Here is a 22,225-nt window from a genome sequence, read left to right on the forward strand (position 1 = left end):
TGTCGAACTCGTTATCTCGTTTTTTCCGGTGTGGCGCATCTATTAATGCTCATACCTTGATTGTTCGACATATCCAAGTTTCAGACTGGATTGCGTTGTTTCTTGAATCAAGACGCTGAACAAATGAGCGACGACTCACTGCAGACTCATCCTCTGTACGCCACAGATCGCGATGAAGTGGATGCTCTTTTAGGACATCAGGGCGACCCAGGGCCAGAGCACCTAACGACTGCTGGGCGATTGTTGATGCGCTATGGCGATTTCCCTGGAGCGGACGACATCAAGCAAGACCTCGGCAAAGTGATCTCCTCTTGGGGGTTGGATCGCAGCGGCCTAAATGCAAAATGCCGTGAGATTTGGTCCAGTGGTTGGCGTCCTGGGCAGAAGCTTGACGCGGAGGTTGGCTCCGGAGCTGATGTGGACGATCGCGACAGTTGATCAACAACGCCCTCGACCATCGCCAAGCACGCTGTTTCCACTGTCGGAGGTTTTGCTTGAGAGGGCAATGCGCCTTAACACCGATGGCAAAGGAGCCGTACTGGGCAAAAGTATGGGCATCGAAATCGGAGGAGCCCATGACGGCCGAAACTCCACCTGAGCAAGCACTAGAAGCACGCTGACTTTTCTGGCCCCTGCTCCAACTTTCAACCCATCCGTGAACCGTTCGTCTGGCGCGACAAAGCAGAGCGTCAACCCAGTCGAGTTTCCTCCGCATCGTTGAGGTGCCCTTGAAGGAAACGAGGTTTCACACCTGGTAGCAATGGCCCCAGGGTTTGCCACCAAGCCAGTCGCTTCGCTCTTCTTCTTCTTTCAGTTCACTTTCTTTCAGTTCACTGTTGTTCGATTAAGCCACTAACGCTTCACGGAACCAGCTTCACTGAACAGTGGGTAGCGACATGAACAAACGAGCGAGATAGGCCGTCTCTTCCATCCGGGAGGGGCGGCCTCCCTTATTTGTATAAATCAAGCAATGATCATCATATTTAATTCCTAGGCCCTGGATTTGGCGGCTTCATGCATTTTGAGTTGGATTGCATCTTGATGCTTGATCAGTATTTGGATCGCAATGGTGATAGTCATTGTTTTGTTATGTGGTCGAGAAGATTTGCATCTTCGCGATGGGACTGTTTTAGTTTGATCTAAAGAAGTATCACATTGCTCTTGTCTATTGTTTGCGGATCGAGCAGAAAGGAAGGAGTTAAGAGTGCGGATCATGTCTTTCACGCGCAATCGCTCCCAGTCCAGCCATAGCCCTAACGTCAATCCTCGTGCATTGCAAATGCACCTACAGGGAGCCCAAGATGCCTTGTCAGCCTTTGATGGATATCACTCTTCTGGTCCAGCGCTTCAGCCTTCGGTGTTGGAACGACCCGCTGGATTCCAACGGCTAACTGTTCTCCAGCAGTTGTTGCAGAGGGGACGCGGCTTTATTTCCTCGATTGTTGAAGCCTTTCGATGATCGCGCATTTATCAATATTGTCGTGCATGACTCACTTGTTTGGTTGGTGCATGTGAGTTGGCAGGGGGTATCAACGAATCTGGCTGGACTTAGATATCAAGAATCAGCAGCTCTGGTTGTGCTCACAAAGCCCCTTATGGCTAGGTTGGACGACCAGCTCATCTGCAGTATGGCTAAATAGTGCAATTCTGCTTTTAATGTTCCAATCTAGAGTAATGTTAGTCATTAGCAAAATTAAACCTACGTGCAAAGAAAATCAATATTCAAGGATTTGCTTGCATCGATTCTTGTCGTATTGCGATGGCTTCTTTGGGTGGCAATAGGTGCAAATATTGCCATTGAAATTGCTGAAGTGTATCTCCAGAAGGATGTATATCATTTAGCGATATCGGCCATCTTTTTTCTGCTAGCGAATATGCAAATCGGGATTAGTAGGTTGTTGATCAGTATGGATGACGAGGAAATGTCAAGACGCTTTTTTACCTGTCTATTGTGATGTTGTGTGCTGCTGTTATTGCAGTCTTTGATATGGGAATCGATAGGATTTTGGCTGAGATGGCTTCAAGTCAGTTTGTGTTCTCATATAAGCTTTTGTCGATTGCTGAGTTTTTGCTTGGGTCTATTTCAACACTATTGGCGGGATACTCATTGGATCGATTTTTTGTATTGATCAGGAGGAAAGTTTTAGATCTTGTAGACGTAAAAATTTAAAGACTTGTCGACGCACTAAGGTGATAGGGATTCTGTTTTTGGATAAGAAAAAGAGCCCGCCATTCTCTGTTGGGATGGTCGTATCGGTGCTGACTATTGAATTGCACGGCCTTTTTCTATGTCGGTACTATCACTCGTGTCGTTGTTTCAGTTGTCTGGCATGTCTGCATGAATATGTTTCGGCGAACGAGAGTGTGGACTATCAAAAAGAAATTGATGGGATTATTTTTTAGTTTTGTTGATCTAGTAATTTTAACGTCGGGATGTATTTATGTCTGTAAAAGTGTCTAAACTTTGCCGAGACTTGTCTTGGGTAATGGTCGAATTAAAGAGCAATTGAAAATGGTTATTTCAGCCTACTGATGCTGAATTTTCAGTTGATCTCAAGCTTTGTATCTAGCTCCAGATTGGCGCTAACGCTCCGCACATCATCGAGGCTTTCCAGGGCATCCAGCAGGTTCAGGCAACTCTGGGCAGTAGCGGGATCGCTAATCGAAACGTTGGTGGTGGTGGCCCATTGGTGCCCCCACTCTTTGACATCCCACCCTTGCTGACGCAAGCCATCTTGCAGGGCTTCAAGGCCTGCAAATGGTCCAAAAATGGTGGCCGTTGTTTCATCGTTCAACTCGTAGCCATCGGCATCAAGATCGAGCAGGCTCTCCAATAAGCGCTCTTCGCTACCGGCCTCCGTTTTAATACTCACCTCGCTGCGATGTTCGAAGAGGTAGGCCACGCATCCGTTCTCGCCGAGGTTTCCGCCGTTTTTGCTGAAGGCAAGCCTTAAATCTGCTGCCGTGCGGTTGCGATTGTCGGTAAGGGCTTCAACCATCACGGCCATACCGCCAGGGCCGTATCCCTCGTAGCGGACGTCCTCGAGTTGAGCTCCTTCCCCGCCTTGGCCTGATCCCTTGGCGATCGCTCGATCAATGTTGGAAGCCGGCATCGCTGCCGCACGGGCCTTGTTGATCGCGGTTCGCAGTTGAAAATTGCCAGCCGGGTCGCTCCCAGCTCTTGCGGCCACCATGATCTCTCGTCCAAGGCGGGTAAATAGCGCCCCGCGCTTGGAATCAACCACCGCTTTGGTGCGCTTGATCTGTGACCATTTGCTGTGGCCAGCCATCGGGTCGAAGCAGGGATGTCAGTTATTCGGAGGGTACTCAGGCTTGGTCAACCTGTGGCATTACCCCGCCGCGTCGAATACCACCTTGGGCCGTAGTTGCTGGTTCGCCTCGGCTAACCCCATTCCAGCAATGCTGCCATCGGCCTTGCAGACCACCACCGCATCGCCATCCTTCACGTTTCCCTGCAGGGTTTCCCCCACGCTGAGCCGCCGGCCACAGCGCCAGTCGAATTCCTCGCTATCCGTGAGCGTGCGTTTTGGAAGCGTTTGCAAGGCTTCTAAGGGTGATAAGGGTTCGGGCAACTCCAGATTGCTATCGGATTCCGGCAAGGGATGGGCTTGCGCTATGTGAAAGCCCAGGGCTTGGGTGCGAGTGAGATCTGCCAAACAGCCACCGCAGCCCAACGCATCCCCGAGATCGCGGGCAAGTGCTCGGATATAGGTTCCTGCTGTGCAGTGCACCTCGATCCGGAGGCGACCCGAGGTTGGATCCCAATCGAGCAGGTTGAGTCGTTCGATGGTGACTGTTTTTGCGGCTAGGTCCATCGATTCGCCGCGACGAGCTCTTGCGTGGGCCCGTTCCCCGTCCACATGGACGGCCGAAACCTGCGGTGGACGTTGTTGGATCGTTCCACGGAAAGGGGCAAGTGCCTCGAGACAACCTTGGTTGCTGAGTTCCGGCCATGGCTGGGTCTCCAAGATCTCGCCTTGAAGGTCATCACTGCTGCTGCGAGTGCCCAGTTGAATCGAGCCCTGATACGTTTTTTCGCCTGGTAAGTAGGGCAGTAGACGCGTTGCTGGGCCCAGGGCAATGGGTAAAACGCCGGTGACGGCTGGATCGAGGGTGCCGCCATGGCCCACGCGCCGGAGGCCATAGCTTCGGCGCATTCGACTCACGCAGGCGTGGGAGGTCAGCCCGGCGGGTTTGTCGATGACCACAAAGCCAAAGGGACCGTCCAAGGGGGGCATCGCAGGGAGGTGGAGGTCGTGAGCTCAGACTGTTGCATCTAAGACGACAGAGGACCAGCAATCCCATGCAAGAGCTCCGCAGCAGCCGTGATGTGAACGTGGACGGCTTTTTGAAGGATGCTTTGCAGGTGAAGGCCCACCTCGCCCGATATCTCTCCTTGTCGTTGGAGGAACTAGAGACGCGTTTACCCAGCAGCACGGATGATTTGGCCGATCTCCACCCTGGCGCGTTCCGCCCTGAGGATGCGACAGAATTCTATGAAGACAAGGTAGGCACGGGCCATCTGCTTGAGCTGGCGGCATGGCACCTCTCCAGTGCCGACTACATCGCAGACACCTTGAGATTGCAGGGAATGGCAGCACGGGGCCAGGTTCTCGACTTTGGTGGCGGCATTGGAACCCATGCTCTCTCAGCTGCAGCGTTGCCAACGGTGGATCACGTTTGGTTTGTGGATCTAAACCCGCACAATCAGGTTTTTGTTCAACAACGCGCCGAGGCGATGGGACTCAGCCACAAGCTCTCCGTGCATCGGGATCTTGGCAGTACTGGTGATGTGTCTTTTGACGCTGTGGTCTGTCTGGATGTTCTGGAGCATTTGCCGGATCCATCGGCGCAATTGCGTGAGTTTCACCAACGGATGGCCCCGAACGCCATTGCGCTTTTGAATTGGTATTTCTTCAAAGGGCACAACGGTGAATATCCCTTTCATTTCGATGAGCCATCGCTCGTCGATTGTTTCTTTCGCACCTTGCAGGGACAGTTTCTTGAGGTGTTTCACCCTTTATTAATCACTGCCAGGTTGTACGAAAAGATTTAAATCGAGGGATGCATTGGCATTAAGAAAAGCCCCGGTCACGATGGTGAACCAGGGCTTTTGTTGTTTGAAATGCAATCAGCCAAAGAGCTGATTTTCAGACGGCAGCGGTGATGTTGATGCGTTTGCGGTTGCGCAGGCCCCGCTTAATGCTTTCGAATTTCACGAAACCATCGGTTAGGGCAAACAGTGTGTCGTCCTTTCCCTTGCCAACGTTGACGCCTGGCAAGACGGATGTGCCGCGCTGGCGAATCAGGATGGATCCAGCGGTGACGGACTCACCGCCGAAGGCCTTGACGCCAAGCCGTTTGGAATTGGAATCGCGGCCGTTTCTTGTGGAGCCTGTGCCTTTCTTATGAGCCATGGGGAAAAAATGGAAGACGGAGGGTTAAAGGTTCGAAGCGTTTAGCCGATGGCTTTGCCGCCTACGGAGATGGACTGGACCATCACTCGGGTGAGTTCCTGACGATGACCATTCTTGCGCCGTGTTTTCTTTTTCGGGCGCATTTTGTAAACGATCACCTTGGGGCCGCGGCGGTGGGCCATCACCTTCAGCTCAACACTGGCGTCTTTCACATAGGGCTGTCCAAGCGTGGTGCCCTTGGAATCCTTCACCAGCAGGACGTTGTCCAACTTCAGGGTTTCATCCACATCGGCCTGAAGCCGATCCAGGTCGTAATACCGGTTTGTTTGAAGCCAAATCTGTGTGCCGGAAGCCTCAACGATGGCGTAGGCATCGCTGGTTTCCGGGGCAGCTTTTGCGGCAGGTTTCGTGTCAGCCATTGGTTAAAAGACGCGGTCAGGCTCGGACGGAACCGATTGGGCCTGATCCGCAATCGAAAGACAAACAAAGATCTTCGGCCCTAGCCCCTCCCCTCGTCAAGATTCAGGCACCCATTGATCCAATTCGTCGGATGGCCCGGCCGGCCCTCACTGTTGCTCTCTTGCTGAGTTCCTCCGCTTTGGTGGACACCTGTCGTCAATGGTTGCCAGCCAATCGTTATGAATCGGTGGTGTTGTCTGTTGGCGAAAACGAAGGTCTTGCGACCACGTTGGCGCCTCGGCACAACGATTTTGATGCGGTTGTTGTTGAGCAAAATTTGCTCGACAGCGAAGCGCGGGAGGATTTGTTGAAAGCAGGTCTCCTGTTTCCTGCCGTCATCGTTGGCGAGGTGAAAGGTCATGTGGACTATCACCAGGAGGAGTTGCATCTCCCAGAGGATCAACTCGCACAACTGGGGTACAACGTTGATGCGGCGATTTCACGATTTTTGCGCCAGGGCCGTGCTGATGGCCGGCAAGAAGATACGGCCACCAAAGCTGTGGGCAGCTTGTCCCGCCGCTTGCAAGAACGGCTCGGTTATCTGGGTGTGTTCTACAAGCGGGATCCATCCCGTTTTCTCAACAGCCTCGCTCCTGATGAGCGCCGCGAATTAATCGAATCCCTGCATCGCACCTATCGGGATTTACTACTGAGCTACTTCGGCGATCCAGCTGCCGCGAATCAGGCTCTCGAGAGTTTTGTGAATACGGCTTTCTTCAGCGATTTGCCGATTACGCGCACGGTGGAAATTCACGTGAACTTGATTGATGAATATTGGAAGAAGTTGCGCCTAGAAGGTCACAAAAACGACTTTCTTCAGGATTACCGCCTTGCGCTCCTTGATGTCATGGCGCATTTGTGTGAGATGTACAGACGTTCGATCCCTCCTGATATTCCCTTGCCGAGTGAGGCGTCAAACCGTCTATCCGTCGCAGTCGATCAGCCCATGTCCTCTGAGGAGTTGTTATGAGTCCACGAAAGACCTACATCCTGAAGCTGTACGTCGCAGGAAACACTCCAAATTCAATGCGAGCGCTAAAAACACTGCGCAACATTCTCGAAACCGAATTCCGTGGTGTTTATGCACTCAAGGTGATTGATGTGCTGAAGAACCCACAATTAGCGGAGGACGACAAAATCTTGGCCACTCCGACGTTGGCCAAGATTTTGCCGCCACCGGTCCGCCGCATTATTGGCGACTTGTCTGATCGTGAAAGGGTTTTGATCGGGTTGGATCTGTTGTACGACGAGTTGTCGGACAACATGTTGACGTCGAGCTTTCTCGACGACTCGGATGAAGAGAGCGCTCCAGCCACGTCGGATTCTTAAGCGAGATGGTGTTCCTCAAGCTCGACAAGTGGCTTCTCACTACGGTTTGTTCATAGGTCTTGGTCATGCAATTTCCTCCCGCTAGCGGTCAGTCACAAATGCAGGTACAAAAGCTCGCAACGGGAATTGAGGGCTTTGATGATGTTTGTCACGGTGGACTTCCAATTGGTCGAAGCACCCTGATCAGCGGAACGTCCGGCAGCGGTAAAACGGTGTTATCGCTTCACTTCCTCCATAACGGAATTAAGCATTTCGAAGAGCCGGGTATTTTCGTCACCTTCGAAGAATCACCGCTCGACATCCTGCGCAATGCGGCCAGCTTCGGATGGAATCTCCAGGAGATGGTTGAACAAGACAAACTGTTCATTTTGGATGCCTCTCCTGATCCCGATGGTCAGGATGTGGCCGGCAGCTTTGATCTCTCGGGTCTGATTGAGCGAATCAATTATGCGATTCGCAAATACAAAGCGAAGCGGGTTGTCATCGACTCCATTACTGCGGTGTTTCAGCAGTACGACGCCGTTTTTGTGGTGCGTCGTGAAATTTTCCGACTGATTGCTCGGCTGAAGGAAATTGGTGTCACTACGGTGATGACCACTGAACGCATTGATGAGTACGGACCCATCGCTCGCTATGGCGTGGAAGAGTTCGTTTCCGACAATGTCGTGATTCTCCGCAACGTGTTGGAGGGGGAGCGGCGACGACGCACGGTGGAGATCCTCAAATTGCGTGGCACCACGCATATGAAAGGGGAGTTCCCATTCACGATGGGCGCCCACGGCATCAGCATTTTCCCCTTGGGTGCGATGCGACTCACCCAACGGTCATCCAACGTGCGGGTGAGCTCCGGTGTGCCCCGCTTGGATGAAATGTGCGGTGGTGGTTTCTTTAAAGACTCGATCATCTTGGCCACCGGCGCAACGGGCACTGGCAAGACGATGTTGGTGTCCAAGTTTATTGAGGATGCTTGCCGCAATAAGGAACGCGCCATTCTTTTTGCCTATGAAGAGTCCCGCGCACAGTTGATGCGGAATGGCACCAGCTGGGGGATTGATTTTGAACAAATGGAGCAGGACGGTCTACTCAAGATTATTTGTGCGTATCCCGAATCTACAGGGTTAGAAGATCATCTTCAGATCATAAAAACTGAAATAAGTGAGTTCAAGCCATCGAGAATGGCCATTGATTCGTTATCTGCTTTGGCTCGTGGTGTTAGCCATAATGCATTTCGTCAATTCGTGATTGGTGTTACTGGCTATGCAAAACAGGAAGAGATTGCAGGCTTTTTCACCAACACATCTGAGGAGTTTATGGGAAGTCATTCGATCACTGACTCCCATATCTCCACGATTACTGACACTATTCTGTTGCTTCAGTATGTAGAGATTCGCGGTGAAATGGCCCGTGCCCTCAATGTGTTCAAGATGCGAGGCTCCTGGCACGACAAAGGTATTCGCGAATTCGTGATCACTGGAAACGGTCCACAGATCAAAGATTCTTTCTCCAACTTTGAACGAATTATTTCAGGTGTGCCCCATCGCGTCTCCACCGATGAGCGCAGCGAATTATCGCGGATCGCGAGGAGTGTCTCTTCAGACGACTGACCCACTTGTTGAGTTGTGCTCAGTTAGTCGGATGAGATTTTTAATCGCTTCCAACGGCGACTGATTCGATGTTGCCGTCATCACTTGCGGCGCTGATCGATCGGCGCTCCGCTTGGAGCGCGAGTTCATCTCGATCCGCCTGTTCGAGTGGGAGTTCAAACCAGAATGTGGTGCCCACATCCAATTCACTAACCATGGACACTTGGGCGCCATGTTTATCAAGAATTCCACGGACAATAGAAAGTCCAAGCCCCGTGCCAACTTCGGTATGAACGGCATTTTCGACGCGATAAAAGCGGTCGAAAATGCGTTGCTGATCTTGAGCACTGATTCCATAGCCAGTGTCTGCTATCTCGACACGAAGTCTCGGCAATGGGGAGGTAAGGGTGCAAGTGGGGCCCTCACTCTTCGTGCTGATTGGGGCTTCGACCCGGCACGTATCTGGCCAAACGTAAGCACGCATGCTCAGGATCCCACCCGGGCGACTGAACTTGAGTGCATTGCCCACCAAATTGTCGAACACTTGTAGAAGTAGATCCCAATTGCCGAGAACGTCGGGCAGATCAGGCGCCACATCTAATTCGAGTTCAACCGTTTTGTCCTCAGCATTGAGTCGGTAGGTCCGCAGGGTTTGCTCCATGGCGGGCCGCAAGTTCATCGTTTCGAACTGAACGGTTCGGCCTGATTCCAGTCGGGATAAGTCGAGAACATCGTTGACCAAGCGAGTTAATCGATCCGTTTCGTCGTTGGCTACGCCGAGAAATTCTTTTTTTTCGTCTTCGGTGAGTTGGTCTCCGAGGTCGTGCAGGGTTTCGACGTAGCTCTTGATGTTGAACAGCGGGGTCCGCAACTCGTGCGAGACATTGCTGATGAAACGGCTTTGCGCTGCATTGAGCTCCACCTCACGGGTGAGATCTTGAATGGTGACGGCGATGCCCTTCAGGCTTTCTCCACTGGCATCGCGCACGGCTTGCATCACGATCCGGAGGGTCCGGGCGGGTTCGCCCACACTGCAGCGCAGGTCTTCACTGTCCGAGCTGCTGAACAGGAGGGCATCCAGAGCGCTGTGGACTTCGATGGAAAGTAATTCCGGTAGCTCCTCCACCAATTCCTGCCCTTCAAGACTGCGGCCTTCCCAGCGAAATAGGCGTCGCGAGGTCGGATTAGCCAGAACGATGCGTCCCGTGGCATCCAGCAGAATCGCTCCATCAGCCATGGTCGCGATGAGCGACTGTTGCTTCACCTGGGCAGCAGTGAGTTCCTCGATGTTCGCTTCGTCGTAGGCCTCCAGCTGGGAGGCCATTGCATTGAACCCAGTGAGCAATTCACCTAGTTCACCACCCATGGGGAGGTCCACGCGGGCTTGGAAATCACCGGAGGCCACGGAGCGGACCCCGCGGAGTAGCTCTTTCACCGGACGGGTAATTGTGAGGGCATTGAAGACCGCGCCAAGAATCACCAGCACCCAAATAGAAATAAACACCGCCACGGTGACTTCGCGGGTTAACGCAGCACTGGCCAGGGCTGTTTCGTTGGGGTTCACGCCCAGTCCCAGGACCCCGTAATACGTTCCGCTGCGAATTAACGGCACGAATACATCGGTCACTGTCCCTTGCGGGGTTAGGTGCTGACGGACGAGAGGATTTTGGGGGCGCCGCCTCAGCTCATCGGGTAGTTCAAGCCTTCGGTTTAGGCGGAGCTCACCGTCTTCTCCGTTGGGCGTCGCGCTGATCGGAATCCCTAAGTAGATAACGCCTTCGGGGTCGGCAAAAAAGATGTAGCGAACGCTTCGGCTTGAGCGCCAAAATTTCTCGGCAACGTTGGCAAGCTCACGGTCTTGGCCATCCGCCACGAGCTCCGTGACGTTCCCAGCAAGGAGCAAGCCCAGATCCCTGGCATAGCGGGTGTCGTTCATGGCGGCATCCCGTTGGATGCCGGCTAAAGCAAAAAAGGTGATGCCGGTCATCATCAGGCTCACCACCAAGGTGGCCACCGCCAGCAATTTGGTTTGGAGCGTGAACTCAGCCCACCACGCTGCGATGCGCTTCCACAGTGTGTTGTCATCGGTGGGGGGACCACCGTTTGGAGGTAAAGCCCAGTCGGCGATAACTGCTCCGCTCTCGCTGCTCATTGGTTTGAGCGCACCTGATGCCCGATATCGCGACGGTAAGTGATTCCAGGGAAGTTGATACCAGCTATGCCGGAATAAGCAGCAGCAAAGGCGGCATCAAAATCGTCTCCCTGGGCCACCACAGCGAGCACTCGTCCTCCGGACGTCGTGAGACTCCCGTCAGGCTGCCGTGCCGTACCTGCGTGAAATAGCTGATGGGTGTCGTTCATCTGATGGGTGGAATGGATGGCATCACCCTTGCGTGGAGCGTTGGGATAGCCCTCTGCTGCCGCGACGACGCAGGCGCTGCATCGCGTCGAAATGGTCAAAGTTGGGGCGAGATCCAAGCGGCCCAGCGCACAGGCCTGCAGCACAGCACCCAATTCGGGTCCCATTAGGGGCATCAAGGTTTGGCATTCGGGATCGCCGAATCGGCAGTTGAATTCGATCACCTGTGGACCGGTTGCCGTAAGCATCAAACCGGCATAAATCACGCCGCGGTAGTCGATCCCGCGTTCTCTCAAGGCTTTCAGAGTGGGTTGAAGCACCAATGCTTCAACCTCCAGAAGTGCGTCTTGATCCAGAAGTGGTGCTGGGGCGTAGGCGCCCATCCCTCCCGTGTTGGGTCCCTGATCGCCCTCTTGAAGCCGTTTGTGATCTTGGGCTGGGGGAAGAAGAACCATGCGTTCGCCATCACAGAGGGCAAACACTGAAACCTCCGGGCCTTCGAGTCGTTCCTCCAGCACCAGGTGAGCCCCGGCGTCGCCAAAGCGCCCCTGGAAGGCCTCTCGAATGGCGGCTTCTGCTTCGGTCACGGTGTCGGCCACCGTGACCCCTTTGCCAGCTGCTAATCCATCGGCTTTCACCACTAAAGGGCGATTGACCTTCTGCAAAACGGCTAAGGCTTCGTCTTCGCTGTGAACTGACCAGTGACCAGCTGTGGGAACAGCGGCCTCCTGCATCAATTGCTTGGCCCAGGCCTTGCTGGCTTCGAGCTGGGCACCTGCAGCGTCTGGTCCGAAAACGGCGATGTCAGCGGAACGAAGCGCATCGCCGACTCCGGCGGCGAGGGGTGCTTCTGGCCCCACCACGACCAGGTCGACATTTTCCTGGCGACAAAAGGCCACCAGCGCATCGCTGTCGGTTTCGGCGATGTCGATGGCCTGCCCCTCAGGACCACCATTCCCAGGTGCAACCCACACCGTTGTGATCGTTTCGTTGCGGCTCAAGGCCCAGGCCAGGGCTTGCTCTCGGCCGCCGCCGCCCACGATGAGAACCCGCCTCAGTGGTGGTAGAGCTTGGGGACGGGTTGATGAGATGGCCATGTCCACGGAAGGAATGGGGCGAGCCCCTTAGGTTTCCTTTGTAGAACGCAGCCTTCCATGGGGTTCGTCCCTCTTCCACTGGTCTTAACGCTGTTAAGTGCAGTGACCCCCTCAACATTGCCCCAACCATGGAGCGATGCACGCTTCAAGGAGCTCTTGGCGGAGGGAACAATCACGAGCATGGAGCAGGCTTGTCTTGACCCCATGGCGGCGGGAACAAAGCTGCGAAAGCAGAAGCTTCGCGATCGTCTGCTGGCCATCCACCCAGTTCCGGCAAGCTTTGATCTCACGATGCGCAATGCAGGCGCCCTGTTGACCTGTGGTTCCCCAGAAGGAACTGCCTTGGTGCTGAATCGCTTCATTCCAGCCCGTGGCGACGAGCGTCGTCGGTGGCTGTTGATCCGCTGGCAGGCGGCTGCAGCTGCCCTGGATCATCGGCAGGCCGCTCTAGCTCTGCGGCGTCTTGTCGACGGCAACGTGGCGACCCTCGACGACATCACCTTGGCGGGCCCCCGCAATGGCCTTGATGCTTTGGCCGCCCATGAAGCGTCGCGGGGACGGCTCCAAGCGGCTGCACTCGTGCTTCTTCAAGGTGACTTGCAGGGTGTTACGGGGTCTCGACGACGGGGGCAAGTGGCTGAGTGGCTTGCCGCGACTGAGCCTGAGCAAGCTGATCAGCTCCTAGAGGCAGCCCTTGATGAGGCGGCCTCGAACCAGGCCTGGAGCTTGGCGATGGAGTTATTGCAGTTGCAGTTGCAGTTGCAACTGGCCGCTGGTGGTGACGGTGAGCGGCCGCGAATCAGGCTGGAACGGTTGGCGGCTCGTTTGGATGATGCCTACACCCTGTTGCAGCTCAATCCGCAGAGCAATCCGCTACCGTCGCTGCGCTCTCCGCGGGAGCCGGGAGGCCATGCTGCGGTAGGAGAATCAACGACAGCACCGTCGCTATGACGCCGGATCACGGACCGCTTTTGTACGAAGGCAAGGCCAAGCGGGTTTTCGCTTTGGCAGAAACCGACCGGGTTTTGGTCGAATTCAAAAATGATGCAACGGCCTTTAATGCCCAGAAGAAGGCTCAGTTAGACGACAAAGGCCGCCTCAATTGTCAGATCTCCGCCCGTTTATTCGAGTTGCTTGAGCAGCACGATGTGCCGACGCATTACTGCGGATTGGTGGATGACACCTGGATGCAAGTGCGGCGGGTTGAGATCATTCCGCTGGAAGTGGTTCTTCGCAATGTGGCGACGGGTTCCCTTTGTCGACAGACGCCGATCGCCGAGGGCACAGGGCTGAATCCAGCTTTGTTTGATCTCTATTACAAGGATGATGCGCTGGGAGATCCTCTGCTGACCGAGGCCAGGGTGCAGCTGTTGGGGGTGGTGAAGGCGGACCGTCTGTCAGCAATTGAACAACTGGCCCGTCGTGTGAATGAGATTCTCTGCCCATTTTTTGCTGCTATCGACCTTCAATTGATCGATTTCAAGCTCGAATTTGGGGTGACATCGGGGGGAGAGTTATTGCTGGCTGATGAGATCAGCCCAGACACCTGCCGACTTTGGGACCGCCGAAGCTCCGATGTGAATGATCGAATTTTGGATAAAGATCGATTCCGTAAGGATCTTGGCGGTGTAATGGAGGCCTACGGGGAGGTCTTTAAACGGGTCCAATCCCAATGCCCGAACCCACGCAACTGCCTGTAAGGTCAGCGGACATTTTTGTGGCTTCGGCCCTCATATCGCTTCGATGACCCGACGTACTCGCCGTTCCTCGGTTGCCATCCGTCGCGGAGTCTTGGGTCTCGTACTGGGTGTTCCGTTAATAAGCCAACCGCTTCAGGCTCAGCCTTCAGAACCTGTTGGTGATCTAGCTCCTGACGAGACCAACATTGAAATGGTTGATATTCAACCTGGGGAGATGGAAGCTCCTGCGGTTGAAATGGTCCAAGTGGAGCAACCACGGGTCCTCATCTCTGAGGTCACGATTGAAGGACTGTCGGGGCACCCAGAGGAAGATCGTCTGCAGCTGTCTGCCTACGACGCCATGCAAGTACGTCCTGGCAGCCGAGTTACTCGAGATGAACTTCAGAACGACCTCAACGCGATTCAGTCGACGGGTTGGTTCTCCGATGTGCGAATTGTCCCCGAGAACGGTCCCCTTGGCGTTCGGGTAATTGTGCAGGTGGAACCATTCCCACCGCTGACAAGTGTGGAGTTGAACCCTGTTTCCGAAGAGTTGCCAACCACTGTGTTGGAGGAGACCTTCGCTTCGGACTATGGGCGCACTCTGAACCTGAATGATCTTCAGCAACGGATGAAAACGTTGCAGGACTGGTTTGCTGCTGAGGGTTACTCATTGGCACGGATCACTGGCCCAGAACGGGTGAGTCCTGATGGAGTTGTTTCGTTGAAACTGACCCAAGGTCGTGTTGCTGACGTTGAGGTGAAATTCCTTACCAAAGATGGTGATGACGTTGATGAAAATGACAATCCAATTAATGGAAAGACCAGGGATTGGGTGATCACTCGAGAAATTTCGATCAAGCCGGGTGATGCATTCAACCGCAACATGCTTGAACGGGATATCAAGCGGCTGTACGGAACGCAGTTGTTCAGCGATATCAAAGTTACTTTGAAGCCATTGCCTGAGCAGCCTGGTGAAGTGGTGCTTGTTCTTGGGATTGTTGAACAATCCACGGGCCAGGTTTCTGGTGGATTGGGATATAGCCAATCTCAGGGTGTCTTTGGTCAGGTTCAGCTTCAAGACACCAACCTGTTTGGGCGAGCTTGGAACCTTGGTTTGAATGTGACCTATGGACAATATGGAGGGTTGTCAAACCTCACCTTTACGGATCCGTGGATATACGGTGATAACCATCGAACTGGATTCCGCGGCTCGCTTTTCTTGAGTCAACAGGTTCCCCAGGTTTTCCAAAGTGAAGACAATGGAAATATTCGTACGCTGAAAGATTACGAGGACAATGGTGGCCGCAATGCCTATGAAACTGGCCGTAAATATGGTTTTAGCGATAATGACAAAGTCCCCGGCTCTGTCAACAAGGCAGACGATGAATATCCCAATAAAAGTTGGTTTAACTACGAAGGCGATTCCATTGCACTTCGCAAGGTCGGCGGAAATTTTGCCTTCACACGCCCTCTTAATGGTGGCGATCCATTCAAGGATGTTCCCTGGCGAGTGCTTGCAGGAATGTCGTTCGAGAATGTAAGGCCAATCAATTTTTCTGCAGATTCCCGACCTTATGGTGTGGCCTCTCGGAAAATTAAGAGCGGAAAAGTTAAAAATAAGGATATTGTGTGTATCTCTTACAATTGTGCCGATAGTAATTATCTAACTTCCTTCCGTTTTGCTGCCACCTACAATTCATATAACGATCCAAGTAACCCCACGAGCGGAAGTTTTTTCACCGCTAGTACTCAGCAATTTATTGGAATTAACGAAGATTCTCCAACCTTCAACAAACTGCGCACGAGTTATACCCAATTCTTCCCTGTGGATTGGTTGAAGCTACACAAAGGATGTCGACCCAAGCCCGGTGAAGCGGCTGATTGCCCCCAGGCGATTGGAGTTCAGGTCAAAGCCGGTGCTGCTATCGGTGATATGCCTCCCTACGAAGCGTTTTGCTTGGGCGGCTCCAATTCGATCCGTGGTTGGTACGACTGTGACCTTGCCGTTGGTAAAGCGTTTGGTGAGATCACCCTTGAATATCGCTTCCCACTGATCAGCATTTTCTCTGGTGAGGTGTTTATGGACGCCGGAACAGACTTTGATACGCAAAAGGATGTTCAAGGCAAGCCTGGATTGCTTCTCAATAAAGACGGTTCCGGTGTTTCTGTTGGTACTGGCGTGATTGTGAAAACACCGGTGGGCCCGTTGCGTCTAGAAGTCGCTACGAAAGATTTCACGGACGATTACCGCTTCAATTTGGGAATTGGCTGGAAGTTCTAGTGACCAACTGGCCTGAGGATTATTCGGGTTCATGGACGCTCGCCGGGCATGCCGAGCGTTCTGGTGTCTGTCTTCACAGTGGTCATTCTTCAGTCGTTCAACTCAAGGGATCTGTCGATCCAGGCTTTTATCTGAGAGTTGAGGGCCATGACCAGGCCTTTCGCCTTTCACCCCATCAGGTTCGCGATAGCCAGCTCTGCACCACCCTGGATTTGGGCCCATGCAAGGTGGCCACAGTGGAACATTTATTGGCAGCCTTAGCTGGGTGTGGCTTAACCCATGTGGAAATCCAGCTTCAGGGTGATGAAATCCCCCTGATGGATGGTTCAGCCTTGAACTGGGTTGAAGCAATTGTGGAAGCTGGAATTCAACCAGCGGTCACCCCACGACTGCCCACCCCACCGTTGACTCAACCGCTGATTTGCTCTCGCGGGGGGAGTGTGATTACGGCGACTCCGGCGACAACATTCCGAGTGGTGGGAATTATTGATTTCCCTCAGCAAGCGATTGGTCAGCAGCAGTTGTCCCTGGATCTCACCCCCGAACGGTTCGTGAGAGAAATCGCCCCCGCACGCACCTTCGGCTTTCGCGATCAAGTGGAACAGTTGCGCGCAGCTGGATTAATTCAGGGTGGGGCCCTGGACAATGCCCTGGTCTGCGATGGTGATCATTGGGTGAACCCTCCGCTTCGTTTTCCAGATGAACCGGTGCGCCATAAGCTTTTAGATCTCATTGGAGATCTGGCCCTCGTCGGCTTTCCCCAAGCTCAGGTCCTCGTTTATCGGGGCTCCCACGGACTCCACACCGATCTCGCTGCTGCCCTGTGACTGACCCAACGCCATCGGATGTCGTACTGACAAGCGAGCAGATCGCTGGGTTATTGCCGCACCGTTATCCATTTGCCCTTGTTGATCGGGTGATTGCTTATGAGCCAGGGGTTTCGGCCACGGCCATTAAAAACATCACGATGAATGAGCCTCAATTTCAAGGGCATTTCCCAGAACGTCCATTGATGCCTGGGGTGTTGATCGTGGAGGCGATGGCCCAAGTTGGTGGTTTGATCGTTGCTCAAATCCCCGATTTGCCCAAAGGGTTGTTTGTGTTTGCAGGAATTGATGGGGTTCGGTTTCGACGACCGGTTGTACCCGGTGATCAATTGATCATTCAATGCGAGTTGTTGAGCTTGAAACGCAAGCGTTTCGGCAAAATCAAAGCTGAAGCCACTGTGGAGGGTGCATTGGTTTGCTCCGGTGAATTGATGTTCTCCTTGGTGGACTGAGGCTGATGACGGTGGAAAGGTCTACTCCACAGATTCATCCACAAGCGGTGGTTGATCCCAAGGCCGAGCTTGGAACTGGTGTGGTGATTAGTTCTGGTGCTGTGATCGGTCCGCAGGTGGTGATTGGTGATCACACCTGGATTGGTCCCAATGCGGTCTTGGATGGACGGGTCACATTGGGGAAGGACAACAGGGTCTTTCCTGGTGCTTGTTTGGGGCAAGAGCCCCAGGATTTGAAATACCGCGGTGCCAACACGGAGGTGGTGATTGGCGATGGCAACACGCTTCGGGAATTTGTCACGATCAATCGCGCCACGGAGGAGGGTGAGCAAACCCGTCTAGGTGATCGAAACCTCTTGATGGCCTATTGCCATCTGGGCCACAATTGTTTGTTGGGCAACGGCATCGTGATGTCCAATGCCATTCAGGTGGCAGGCCATGTGGTGATTGAAGATCGTGCGGTGATTGGCGGTTGCCTCGGCATTCATCAATTTGTACACATCGGTGGATTGGCCATGGTGGGTGGCATGACCCGTGTGATTCGCGATATTCCTCCTTATTCCATGGTTGAAGGTCATCCAGGGCGCTTACGTGGCTTGAATCGGGTTGGTTTGCAGCGCAGTGGACTCGCTGATCGGCATGAAGGTCGCGAACTCAAACAACTCAAAGACATCTGGAATTTGCTCTACCGCTCAGATGTCGTCATGGCGGAGGCTTTGGTGCAGGCTCGCAGCCAAGAGCTTTTCCCCGCAGCAGACCATTTGTGCAGCTTCCTTGAGGCGTCAACTGCCCCGGGTCGGCGCGGACCGACCCCTGTTTTGAGTCATCGCTGATGGTGCGTCTGCTCATCAGCACCGGCGAAGTCTCCGGAGATTTGCAGGGCAGCCTGTTGATCCATGCTCTTAAAGCTGAAGCCTCAAGACGGGGGATCGAATTAGAGATCTTGGCCCTCGGTGGTCCACGGATGAAGGCGGCTGGTGCCGAGTTGATTGCCGACACCGCTCCGATGGGTGCGATCGGTCTCTGGGAAGCCGTTCCGTTGATCGTGCCCACCTTGCGGCTCCAGGCCAAGGTGGATCGCTTGTTGGCACAACGACCTCCCGATGCGGTGGTGTTGATCGACTACGTGGGGGCGAACGCTCGGCTGGGCACTCGGTTACGCAAACTCCGTCCGTCGTTGCCGATCACCTATTACATCGCTCCCCAGGAATGGGCTTGGCGCTTCGGTGATGGCAGTACGACCCAATTGCTCGATTTTACGGATCAGATTCTGGCCATTTTTCCTGCTGAAGCCGAGTTTTATGCCGAGCGTGGAGCAAAGGTCGCTTGGGTTGGCCATCCACTGCTGGATAGCTTTCAAGATTTGCCGGAACGGCAGGAATCTCGTCGGGCGCTTGGACTTGATCCCGATGCCCCGGTCTTGCTTTTGGTTCCAGCATCACGGCCGCAGGAACTGCGCTATTTGATGCCGGCTCTGGCTCGTGCAGCGGCGATGCTTCAGCAGCGTTGCCCCGGCCTGCAAGTGTTGGTGCCTGCAGGGCTAGAGCGGTTTGAACAGCCCTTGGCCGAAGCCCTTGCGGCAGCGGGTGTCCGGAACGGTCGTGTGATCCCCGCGGCCGCTGCCGATGGTATGAAAAAGCAGCTAGCAGCGTCGGCGGATGTGGCGCTTGGAAAGTCCGGCACGGTGAATTTGGAGTTGGCATTGCAGGGGGTTCCGCAAGTGGTGGGCTACCGGGTGAGCCGAGCTACAGCCTTCGTTGCAAGGCATGTGCTGCGCTTCAAGGTGGACCATATTTCGCCGGTGAATCTCTTGCTCAAGGAGCGCCTGGTTCCAGAATTGCTGCAGGATGAGTTCACGCCTGAGGCTCTGGTGGAGTTGGCTCAACCCTTGCTGTATGTGGGCAGTCCAGAACGGAACGCGATGCTCCACGGTTATGGCCGGCTTCGCGCCACCCTTGGGGAGCCTGGCGTCACCACAAGAGCGTCTCAGGCGATCTTTGATCAATTGATGTGATGGCTCGAGTGATCGGCGTACTGCTCAGTGCCCTATTGGTGCTTGGAGGGTCGCAGTCCGTTGCGGCGGCTGAACAAACGGCGGTTTTTGCTGGGGGATGTTTCTGGTGTTTAGAACACGATTTGGAACACCTGCCTGGGGTGATTGATGCGATCAGTGGCTATAGCGGCGGGCATGTGGATCAGCCCACCTACCGCCAGGTGAGCGGAGAAGATACAGGCCATCAGGAGGCGGTACAAGTGCGCTTCGATCCAGCTCTGATCTCCTACAGCACGTTGTTGCGCAGCTACTGGCGCAACGTGGATCCCTTTGACGGTGGTGGTCAGTTTTGTGATCGCGGCGACTCCTACCGACCCGTGATTTTCACGGCTGATGCCGTCCAAGCCAAAGCTGCAGAAATGAGTGCGGCGGCGGCGGCTCAAGATCTAGGCCGACCGCGATCCGCCATCAAAGTAGAACTTCGTGGTTCTGCACCGTTCTGGCCCGCAGAGCAATATCACCAAAATTATGCCGAGCTCAACGACCTGAAGTATTCGTTTTATCGGTTTAGTTGTGGCCGTGATCGCCGCCTCGATGCGGTGTGGGGCGCTCAAGCCAGAACTGATCAAAGTTGGCAAAAAGCTACCGAATTAGAATAAAATCCTTAAGAAAACTGCCTCTATCCTTTTCCAGGCATTAAATAATTGAGTTCCTAAATTATCAGTGATTTCTCAGTGAAGATGCGGGTTGTCCGCTATCGACGTTCCTGAGAAACATGTTTACCATCAGAACTGGAAGGAGAGAGATGTATGTATCTGCTGACCGTTAAGGATGGCCTTGGTACCCGTCACATTGGACCATATCCATCTCCGAAGCATGCTTCGGATGATTTGGATCGGATTTTGGAGTCGTGTTCAGATCGCGCCCGTTGGCAGATCCATGCCCTGGAAATGCCCGAGCGTGTCGGTCGAGAACTTCACGCCATGGCGTCCTGATTAGGGACGTTTGCGCCCTGGAAATCCTCGGGTCAGACCGCTTTCCACCATCAGTCCAATGCCTGCATTGATGCAGATCAAGCTGAGGGTTCCATACCAAAACCAAGGCCCGCCGTCTTGCCCGAGCATTTGAACCACCTTGCGGCTGACGGCTTCTCCAAACAGGCATAGGCCAACCGGGAGTAGTAAAACTCCCAATTGCGCCTTCAAGTACCAGCGGATCGGTGAAGAACTCATGCTTGCGCGCACACCCAGTTCACCAGGGTGCGCACGCCGTAGCCGGTTGCTCCGGCTGGGTTCACCCCCTTGCCTTTATCGCTCCAGACAGGCCCAGCGATATCGATATGGGCCCAAGCCGTGTCTTGGCTAACGAATTCTTTGAGGAACAAGGCAGCGGTGATCGAGCCGCCTGGTCTCGGTCCGGTGTTTTTCATATCAGCCAGGAGCGACTTCAATCCTTTCTTGTAGGACTGGCGCAGTGGCATTCGCCAGAGACCTTCGCCACCCGCGTCGGCAGCTGTGTCTAGCGCTTCAGCAAGGGCTTCGTTGTTGGACCAATACCCCGCCATTTCATCGCCAAGTGCGACGACGCAGGCCCCGGTCAGCGTGGCTAAGTCCACAACGGCATCGGGCTTCTGCTCGCAGGCGTAGAGGAGTGCGTCGGCCAGGGTTAGCCGCCCTTCCGCATCGGTGTTGTTGATCTCAATCGTTGTGCCATTGGCGGCCGTCACAATGTCGCCTGGGTGAACGGCGGAGCCATTAACCATGTTTTCGCAGGAGGCCACCACCATGTGCACCTCCACGCCGGCGGGCTTCAGTTCTCCAATAGACCGCATCGCCCCGAGCACGGATGCACTTCCGCCCATATCGAATTTCATCATGTCGATCTGAGCACCCCCCACTTTGAGGTTGTAACCGCCGGAATCAAAGGTGAGGCCTTTGCCCACAAGGGCGAGGCGACGCTTCACCGCTCCTTCTGGGCGATAAATCAAATGGATGAATTTGGGTGGAAGATCCGAGCCCTGGCTCACTGCCAGAAACGCGCCCATGCCACGGGCTTCACAGTCGGCTCGCTCGAGGATGGTGAGTTCCATTCCGTAGTCGTGTGCCAACGCAGCAGCGGTTTCCGCTAATGCTGCAGGGGTGACGTAGTTCGGTGGAGCTGCCACAAGCTCGCGGGCCAGCTCAACGCCGGCGCACGTGGCATTAACGGGTTCGAGGCCAGCGGCGGCAGAGGCCGGTAAGCCAATGAGTTCAAGGGCCGTGGGGAGGCGACGTTCTTCGGGTTCCTTCTGGAAGCGTTGATCGGCGTACAGCGAGAGGCGAACGGCTTCGGCGCTAATACGGGCTGCATGGTCGGGATGGTGCGAATCCCAGGGCAGCTGAAGACCAAGGCAACCCTTGCAACCAATCGAGGCCTGGGCAGCGGCCGCCGCAGCTGCCCTGATGCCATCGAGATCAATGGCATCAGCATCGCCAAGACCGATCAGCACGAGCCGCTGTGGGTTGCCATTGGCTAAGGGATGGAGCACCAGCTTTTGGCCCGTTTTGCCTTCAAAGGCCTGCTGGTTTAGGGCGCTGCTCACGCCTGGGAAGCGACTTTCCAGGTTCACCGCCGTGGTGGACGGATCTCCCTTGGGTAACCCGACGACCAGCACATCGCCGCTCCATTCCTTGACGTTGGTGGATGAGATGGAGAGCCGCATGGGCTGACGCCGAGTCAAACCACG

25 protein-coding genes are annotated in these 22,225 nt (G+C 54.4%); 15 read left to right on the forward strand and 10 right to left on the reverse strand.

What is annotated here, in order from left to right; translation table 11 throughout:
- Positions 1-123: 123 nt before the first annotated feature.
- On the forward strand, positions 124-438 hold the full coding sequence (locus SYNCC9902_RS02705) for a DUF3288 family protein (RefSeq protein ID WP_011359354.1): 315 nt from the start codon (positions 124-126) through the stop codon (positions 436-438).
- Here the strand turns inward: SYNCC9902_RS02705 and SYNCC9902_RS12360 are convergent, their stop codons facing one another.
- Positions 439-693 (reverse strand): hypothetical protein, encoded by a 255-nt coding sequence (locus SYNCC9902_RS12360; protein WP_041424828.1) that lies wholly within the window; start codon positions 691-693, stop codon positions 439-441.
- A gap of 586 nt (positions 694-1,279) precedes the next feature.
- Between SYNCC9902_RS12360 and SYNCC9902_RS02715 the strand changes: the two genes are divergently transcribed.
- On the forward strand, positions 1,280-1,459 hold the full coding sequence (locus SYNCC9902_RS02715; RefSeq protein ID WP_232179251.1) for a hypothetical protein: 180 nt from the start codon (positions 1,280-1,282) through the stop codon (positions 1,457-1,459).
- 1,084 nt (positions 1,460-2,543) lie between these two features.
- Here SYNCC9902_RS02715 and SYNCC9902_RS02730 read toward each other — a convergent pair.
- Together SYNCC9902_RS02730 and truB are read right to left on the reverse strand one after the other, a co-directional pair.
- The gene (locus tag SYNCC9902_RS02730) at positions 2,544-3,290 is read right to left on the reverse strand and encodes a YebC/PmpR family DNA-binding transcriptional regulator (protein WP_011359357.1); all 747 of its coding nucleotides are present in this window, start codon (positions 3,288-3,290) and stop codon (positions 2,544-2,546) included.
- A gap of 60 nt (positions 3,291-3,350) precedes the next feature.
- Positions 3,351-4,259 (reverse strand): tRNA pseudouridine(55) synthase TruB, encoded by a 909-nt coding sequence (gene truB / locus SYNCC9902_RS02735; RefSeq protein WP_011359358.1) that lies wholly within the window; start codon positions 4,257-4,259, stop codon positions 3,351-3,353.
- A 65-nt stretch (positions 4,260-4,324) separates the two neighbouring features.
- Here truB and SYNCC9902_RS02740 point away from each other — a divergent pair, with 65 nt between their 5' ends.
- Entirely contained in the window at positions 4,325-5,077 is a 753-nt protein-coding gene (locus tag SYNCC9902_RS02740; RefSeq protein ID WP_011359359.1) for a class I SAM-dependent methyltransferase, read from the forward strand.
- Positions 5,078-5,171: 94 nt separating this feature from the next.
- Here the strand turns inward: SYNCC9902_RS02740 and rpmA are convergent, their stop codons facing one another.
- Together rpmA and rplU are read right to left on the reverse strand one after the other, a co-directional pair.
- Entirely contained in the window at positions 5,172-5,438 is a 267-nt protein-coding gene (gene rpmA / locus SYNCC9902_RS02745) for a 50S ribosomal protein L27 (protein WP_011359360.1), read from the reverse strand.
- A gap of 41 nt (positions 5,439-5,479) precedes the next feature.
- Entirely contained in the window at positions 5,480-5,857 is a 378-nt protein-coding gene (rplU, locus tag SYNCC9902_RS02750; protein WP_011359361.1) for a 50S ribosomal protein L21, read from the reverse strand.
- 131 nt (positions 5,858-5,988) lie between these two features.
- Between rplU and SYNCC9902_RS02755 the strand changes: the two genes are divergently transcribed.
- The 3 genes from SYNCC9902_RS02755 (at position 5,989) to kaiC (ending at position 8,830) form a co-directional block, all read left to right on the forward strand.
- Complete coding sequence (locus SYNCC9902_RS02755; protein WP_011359362.1) at positions 5,989-6,867, forward strand: circadian clock protein KaiA; 879 nt, start codon at positions 5,989-5,991, stop codon at positions 6,865-6,867.
- On the forward strand, positions 6,864-7,226 hold the full coding sequence (gene kaiB / locus SYNCC9902_RS02760; protein WP_011359363.1) for a circadian clock protein KaiB: 363 nt from the start codon (positions 6,864-6,866) through the stop codon (positions 7,224-7,226). The genes SYNCC9902_RS02755 and kaiB overlap by 4 nt, the downstream gene beginning before the upstream one ends.
- 65 nt (positions 7,227-7,291) lie before the next feature.
- On the forward strand, positions 7,292-8,830 hold the full coding sequence (kaiC, locus tag SYNCC9902_RS02765) for a circadian clock protein KaiC (protein WP_011359364.1): 1,539 nt from the start codon (positions 7,292-7,294) through the stop codon (positions 8,828-8,830).
- A 40-nt stretch (positions 8,831-8,870) separates the two neighbouring features.
- Here kaiC and SYNCC9902_RS02770 read toward each other — a convergent pair whose 3' ends face one another.
- Positions 8,871-10,961: a HAMP domain-containing sensor histidine kinase gene (locus tag SYNCC9902_RS02770; RefSeq protein WP_011359365.1), complete on the reverse strand. Its 2,091-nt coding sequence runs from the start codon at positions 10,959-10,961 to the stop codon at positions 8,871-8,873.
- Positions 10,958-12,265 carry a phosphoribosylamine--glycine ligase gene (purD, locus tag SYNCC9902_RS02775; protein WP_011359366.1) on the reverse strand — a complete coding sequence of 436 codons (1,308 nt, stop codon included), beginning with the start codon at positions 12,263-12,265 and terminating at the stop codon, positions 10,958-10,960. The genes SYNCC9902_RS02770 and purD overlap by 4 nt, the downstream gene beginning before the upstream one ends.
- Positions 12,266-12,322: 57 nt before the next feature.
- On the opposite strand from purD, the gene SYNCC9902_RS02780 reads away from it, so the two are divergent.
- Both SYNCC9902_RS02780 and purC read left to right on the forward strand, forming a co-directional pair.
- Positions 12,323-13,216, forward strand: coding sequence for a hypothetical protein (locus SYNCC9902_RS02780; protein ID WP_011359367.1), 894 nt, complete (start codon positions 12,323-12,325; stop codon positions 13,214-13,216).
- The gene (gene purC, locus SYNCC9902_RS02785; protein WP_011359368.1) at positions 13,213-13,965 is read left to right on the forward strand and encodes a phosphoribosylaminoimidazolesuccinocarboxamide synthase; all 753 of its coding nucleotides are present in this window, start codon (positions 13,213-13,215) and stop codon (positions 13,963-13,965) included. Before SYNCC9902_RS02780 ends, purC begins: the two co-directional genes overlap by 4 nt.
- 2 nt (positions 13,966-13,967) lie before the next feature.
- Here the strand turns inward: purC and SYNCC9902_RS12855 are convergent, their stop codons facing one another.
- The gene (locus SYNCC9902_RS12855) at positions 13,968-14,222 is read right to left on the reverse strand and encodes a hypothetical protein (protein WP_232179252.1); all 255 of its coding nucleotides are present in this window, start codon (positions 14,220-14,222) and stop codon (positions 13,968-13,970) included.
- A gap of 83 nt (positions 14,223-14,305) precedes the next feature.
- On the opposite strand from SYNCC9902_RS12855, the gene SYNCC9902_RS02790 reads away from it, so the two are divergent.
- The 7 genes from SYNCC9902_RS02790 (at position 14,306) to SYNCC9902_RS02820 (ending at position 20,495) form a co-directional block, all read left to right on the forward strand.
- On the forward strand, positions 14,306-16,228 hold the full coding sequence (locus SYNCC9902_RS02790) for a BamA/TamA family outer membrane protein (protein WP_232179253.1): 1,923 nt from the start codon (positions 14,306-14,308) through the stop codon (positions 16,226-16,228).
- Positions 16,228-17,055, forward strand: coding sequence for a UDP-3-O-acyl-N-acetylglucosamine deacetylase (gene lpxC, locus SYNCC9902_RS02795; RefSeq protein ID WP_011359370.1), 828 nt, complete (start codon positions 16,228-16,230; stop codon positions 17,053-17,055). The genes SYNCC9902_RS02790 and lpxC overlap by 1 nt, the downstream gene beginning before the upstream one ends.
- The gene (gene fabZ, locus SYNCC9902_RS02800; RefSeq protein ID WP_011359371.1) at positions 17,052-17,507 is read left to right on the forward strand and encodes a 3-hydroxyacyl-ACP dehydratase FabZ; all 456 of its coding nucleotides are present in this window, start codon (positions 17,052-17,054) and stop codon (positions 17,505-17,507) included. The genes lpxC and fabZ overlap by 4 nt, the downstream gene beginning before the upstream one ends.
- A gap of 5 nt (positions 17,508-17,512) precedes the next feature.
- Positions 17,513-18,340: an acyl-ACP--UDP-N-acetylglucosamine O-acyltransferase gene (gene lpxA, locus SYNCC9902_RS02805; protein WP_011359372.1), complete on the forward strand. Its 828-nt coding sequence runs from the start codon at positions 17,513-17,515 to the stop codon at positions 18,338-18,340.
- A complete protein-coding gene (lpxB, locus tag SYNCC9902_RS02810) occupies positions 18,340-19,521 on the forward strand; it encodes a lipid-A-disaccharide synthase (protein ID WP_011359373.1) in 1,182 nt (393 codons plus the stop codon). The genes lpxA and lpxB overlap by 1 nt, the downstream gene beginning before the upstream one ends.
- Positions 19,521-20,159 (forward strand): peptide-methionine (S)-S-oxide reductase MsrA, encoded by a 639-nt coding sequence (gene msrA / locus SYNCC9902_RS02815; RefSeq protein WP_011359374.1) that lies wholly within the window; start codon positions 19,521-19,523, stop codon positions 20,157-20,159. The genes lpxB and msrA overlap by 1 nt, the downstream gene beginning before the upstream one ends.
- Positions 20,160-20,309: 150 nt before the next feature.
- A complete protein-coding gene (locus tag SYNCC9902_RS02820; protein WP_041424832.1) occupies positions 20,310-20,495 on the forward strand; it encodes a hypothetical protein in 186 nt (61 codons plus the stop codon).
- On the opposite strand, the gene SYNCC9902_RS02825 is transcribed toward SYNCC9902_RS02820, so the two are convergent.
- Entirely contained in the window at positions 20,496-20,732 is a 237-nt protein-coding gene (locus SYNCC9902_RS02825; RefSeq protein WP_011359375.1) for a hypothetical protein, read from the reverse strand. It abuts the gene before it with no gap.
- On the reverse strand, positions 20,729-22,201 hold the full coding sequence (locus tag SYNCC9902_RS02830; protein ID WP_011359376.1) for a leucyl aminopeptidase: 1,473 nt from the start codon (positions 22,199-22,201) through the stop codon (positions 20,729-20,731). The genes SYNCC9902_RS02825 and SYNCC9902_RS02830 overlap by 4 nt, the downstream gene beginning before the upstream one ends.
- Positions 22,202-22,225: the final 24 nt, after the last annotated feature.

This window comes from Synechococcus sp. CC9902, assembly GCF_000012505.1.
Taxonomy (GTDB): Bacteria; Cyanobacteriota; Cyanobacteriia; order PCC-6307; family Cyanobiaceae; genus Parasynechococcus.

What these genes read in the sequence shown, in the direction of transcription:
- SYNCC9902_RS02705 (WP_011359354.1), top strand. Translation starts at nt 124, where the DNA reads ATGAGCGACGACTCACTGCAGACTCATCCTCTGTACGCCACAGATCGC.
- SYNCC9902_RS02715 (WP_232179251.1), top strand. Translation starts at nt 1,280, where the DNA reads ATGCACCTACAGGGAGCCCAAGATGCCTTGTCAGCCTTTGATGGATAT.
- SYNCC9902_RS02730 (WP_011359357.1), bottom strand. Translation starts at nt 3,290, where the DNA reads ATGGCTGGCCACAGCAAATGGTCACAGATCAAGCGCACCAAAGCGGTG.
- truB (WP_011359358.1), bottom strand. Translation starts at nt 4,259, where the DNA reads ATGCCCCCCTTGGACGGTCCCTTTGGCTTTGTGGTCATCGACAAACCC.
- SYNCC9902_RS02740 (WP_011359359.1), top strand. Translation starts at nt 4,325, where the DNA reads ATGCAAGAGCTCCGCAGCAGCCGTGATGTGAACGTGGACGGCTTTTTG.
- rpmA (WP_011359360.1), bottom strand. Translation starts at nt 5,438, where the DNA reads ATGGCTCATAAGAAAGGCACAGGCTCCACAAGAAACGGCCGCGATTCC.
- rplU (WP_011359361.1), bottom strand. Translation starts at nt 5,857, where the DNA reads ATGGCTGACACGAAACCTGCCGCAAAAGCTGCCCCGGAAACCAGCGAT.
- SYNCC9902_RS02755 (WP_011359362.1), top strand. Translation starts at nt 5,989, where the DNA reads ATGGCCCGGCCGGCCCTCACTGTTGCTCTCTTGCTGAGTTCCTCCGCT.
- kaiB (WP_011359363.1), top strand. Translation starts at nt 6,864, where the DNA reads ATGAGTCCACGAAAGACCTACATCCTGAAGCTGTACGTCGCAGGAAAC.
- kaiC (WP_011359364.1), top strand. Translation starts at nt 7,292, where the DNA reads ATGCAATTTCCTCCCGCTAGCGGTCAGTCACAAATGCAGGTACAAAAG.
- SYNCC9902_RS02770 (WP_011359365.1), bottom strand. Translation starts at nt 10,961, where the DNA reads ATGAGCAGCGAGAGCGGAGCAGTTATCGCCGACTGGGCTTTACCTCCA.
- purD (WP_011359366.1), bottom strand. Translation starts at nt 12,265, where the DNA reads ATGGCCATCTCATCAACCCGTCCCCAAGCTCTACCACCACTGAGGCGG.
- SYNCC9902_RS02780 (WP_011359367.1), top strand. Translation starts at nt 12,323, where the DNA reads ATGGGGTTCGTCCCTCTTCCACTGGTCTTAACGCTGTTAAGTGCAGTG.
- purC (WP_011359368.1), top strand. Translation starts at nt 13,213, where the DNA reads ATGACGCCGGATCACGGACCGCTTTTGTACGAAGGCAAGGCCAAGCGG.
- SYNCC9902_RS02790 (WP_232179253.1), top strand. Translation starts at nt 14,306, where the DNA reads ATGCAAGTACGTCCTGGCAGCCGAGTTACTCGAGATGAACTTCAGAAC.
- lpxA (WP_011359372.1), top strand. Translation starts at nt 17,513, where the DNA reads ATGACGGTGGAAAGGTCTACTCCACAGATTCATCCACAAGCGGTGGTT.
- lpxB (WP_011359373.1), top strand. Translation starts at nt 18,340, where the DNA reads ATGGTGCGTCTGCTCATCAGCACCGGCGAAGTCTCCGGAGATTTGCAG.
- msrA (WP_011359374.1), top strand. Translation starts at nt 19,521, where the DNA reads ATGGCTCGAGTGATCGGCGTACTGCTCAGTGCCCTATTGGTGCTTGGA.
- SYNCC9902_RS02820 (WP_041424832.1), top strand. Translation starts at nt 20,310, where the DNA reads ATGTATCTGCTGACCGTTAAGGATGGCCTTGGTACCCGTCACATTGGA.
- SYNCC9902_RS02825 (WP_011359375.1), bottom strand. Translation starts at nt 20,732, where the DNA reads ATGAGTTCTTCACCGATCCGCTGGTACTTGAAGGCGCAATTGGGAGTT.
- SYNCC9902_RS02830 (WP_011359376.1), bottom strand. Translation starts at nt 22,201, where the DNA reads ATGCGGCTCTCCATCTCATCCACCAACGTCAAGGAATGGAGCGGCGAT.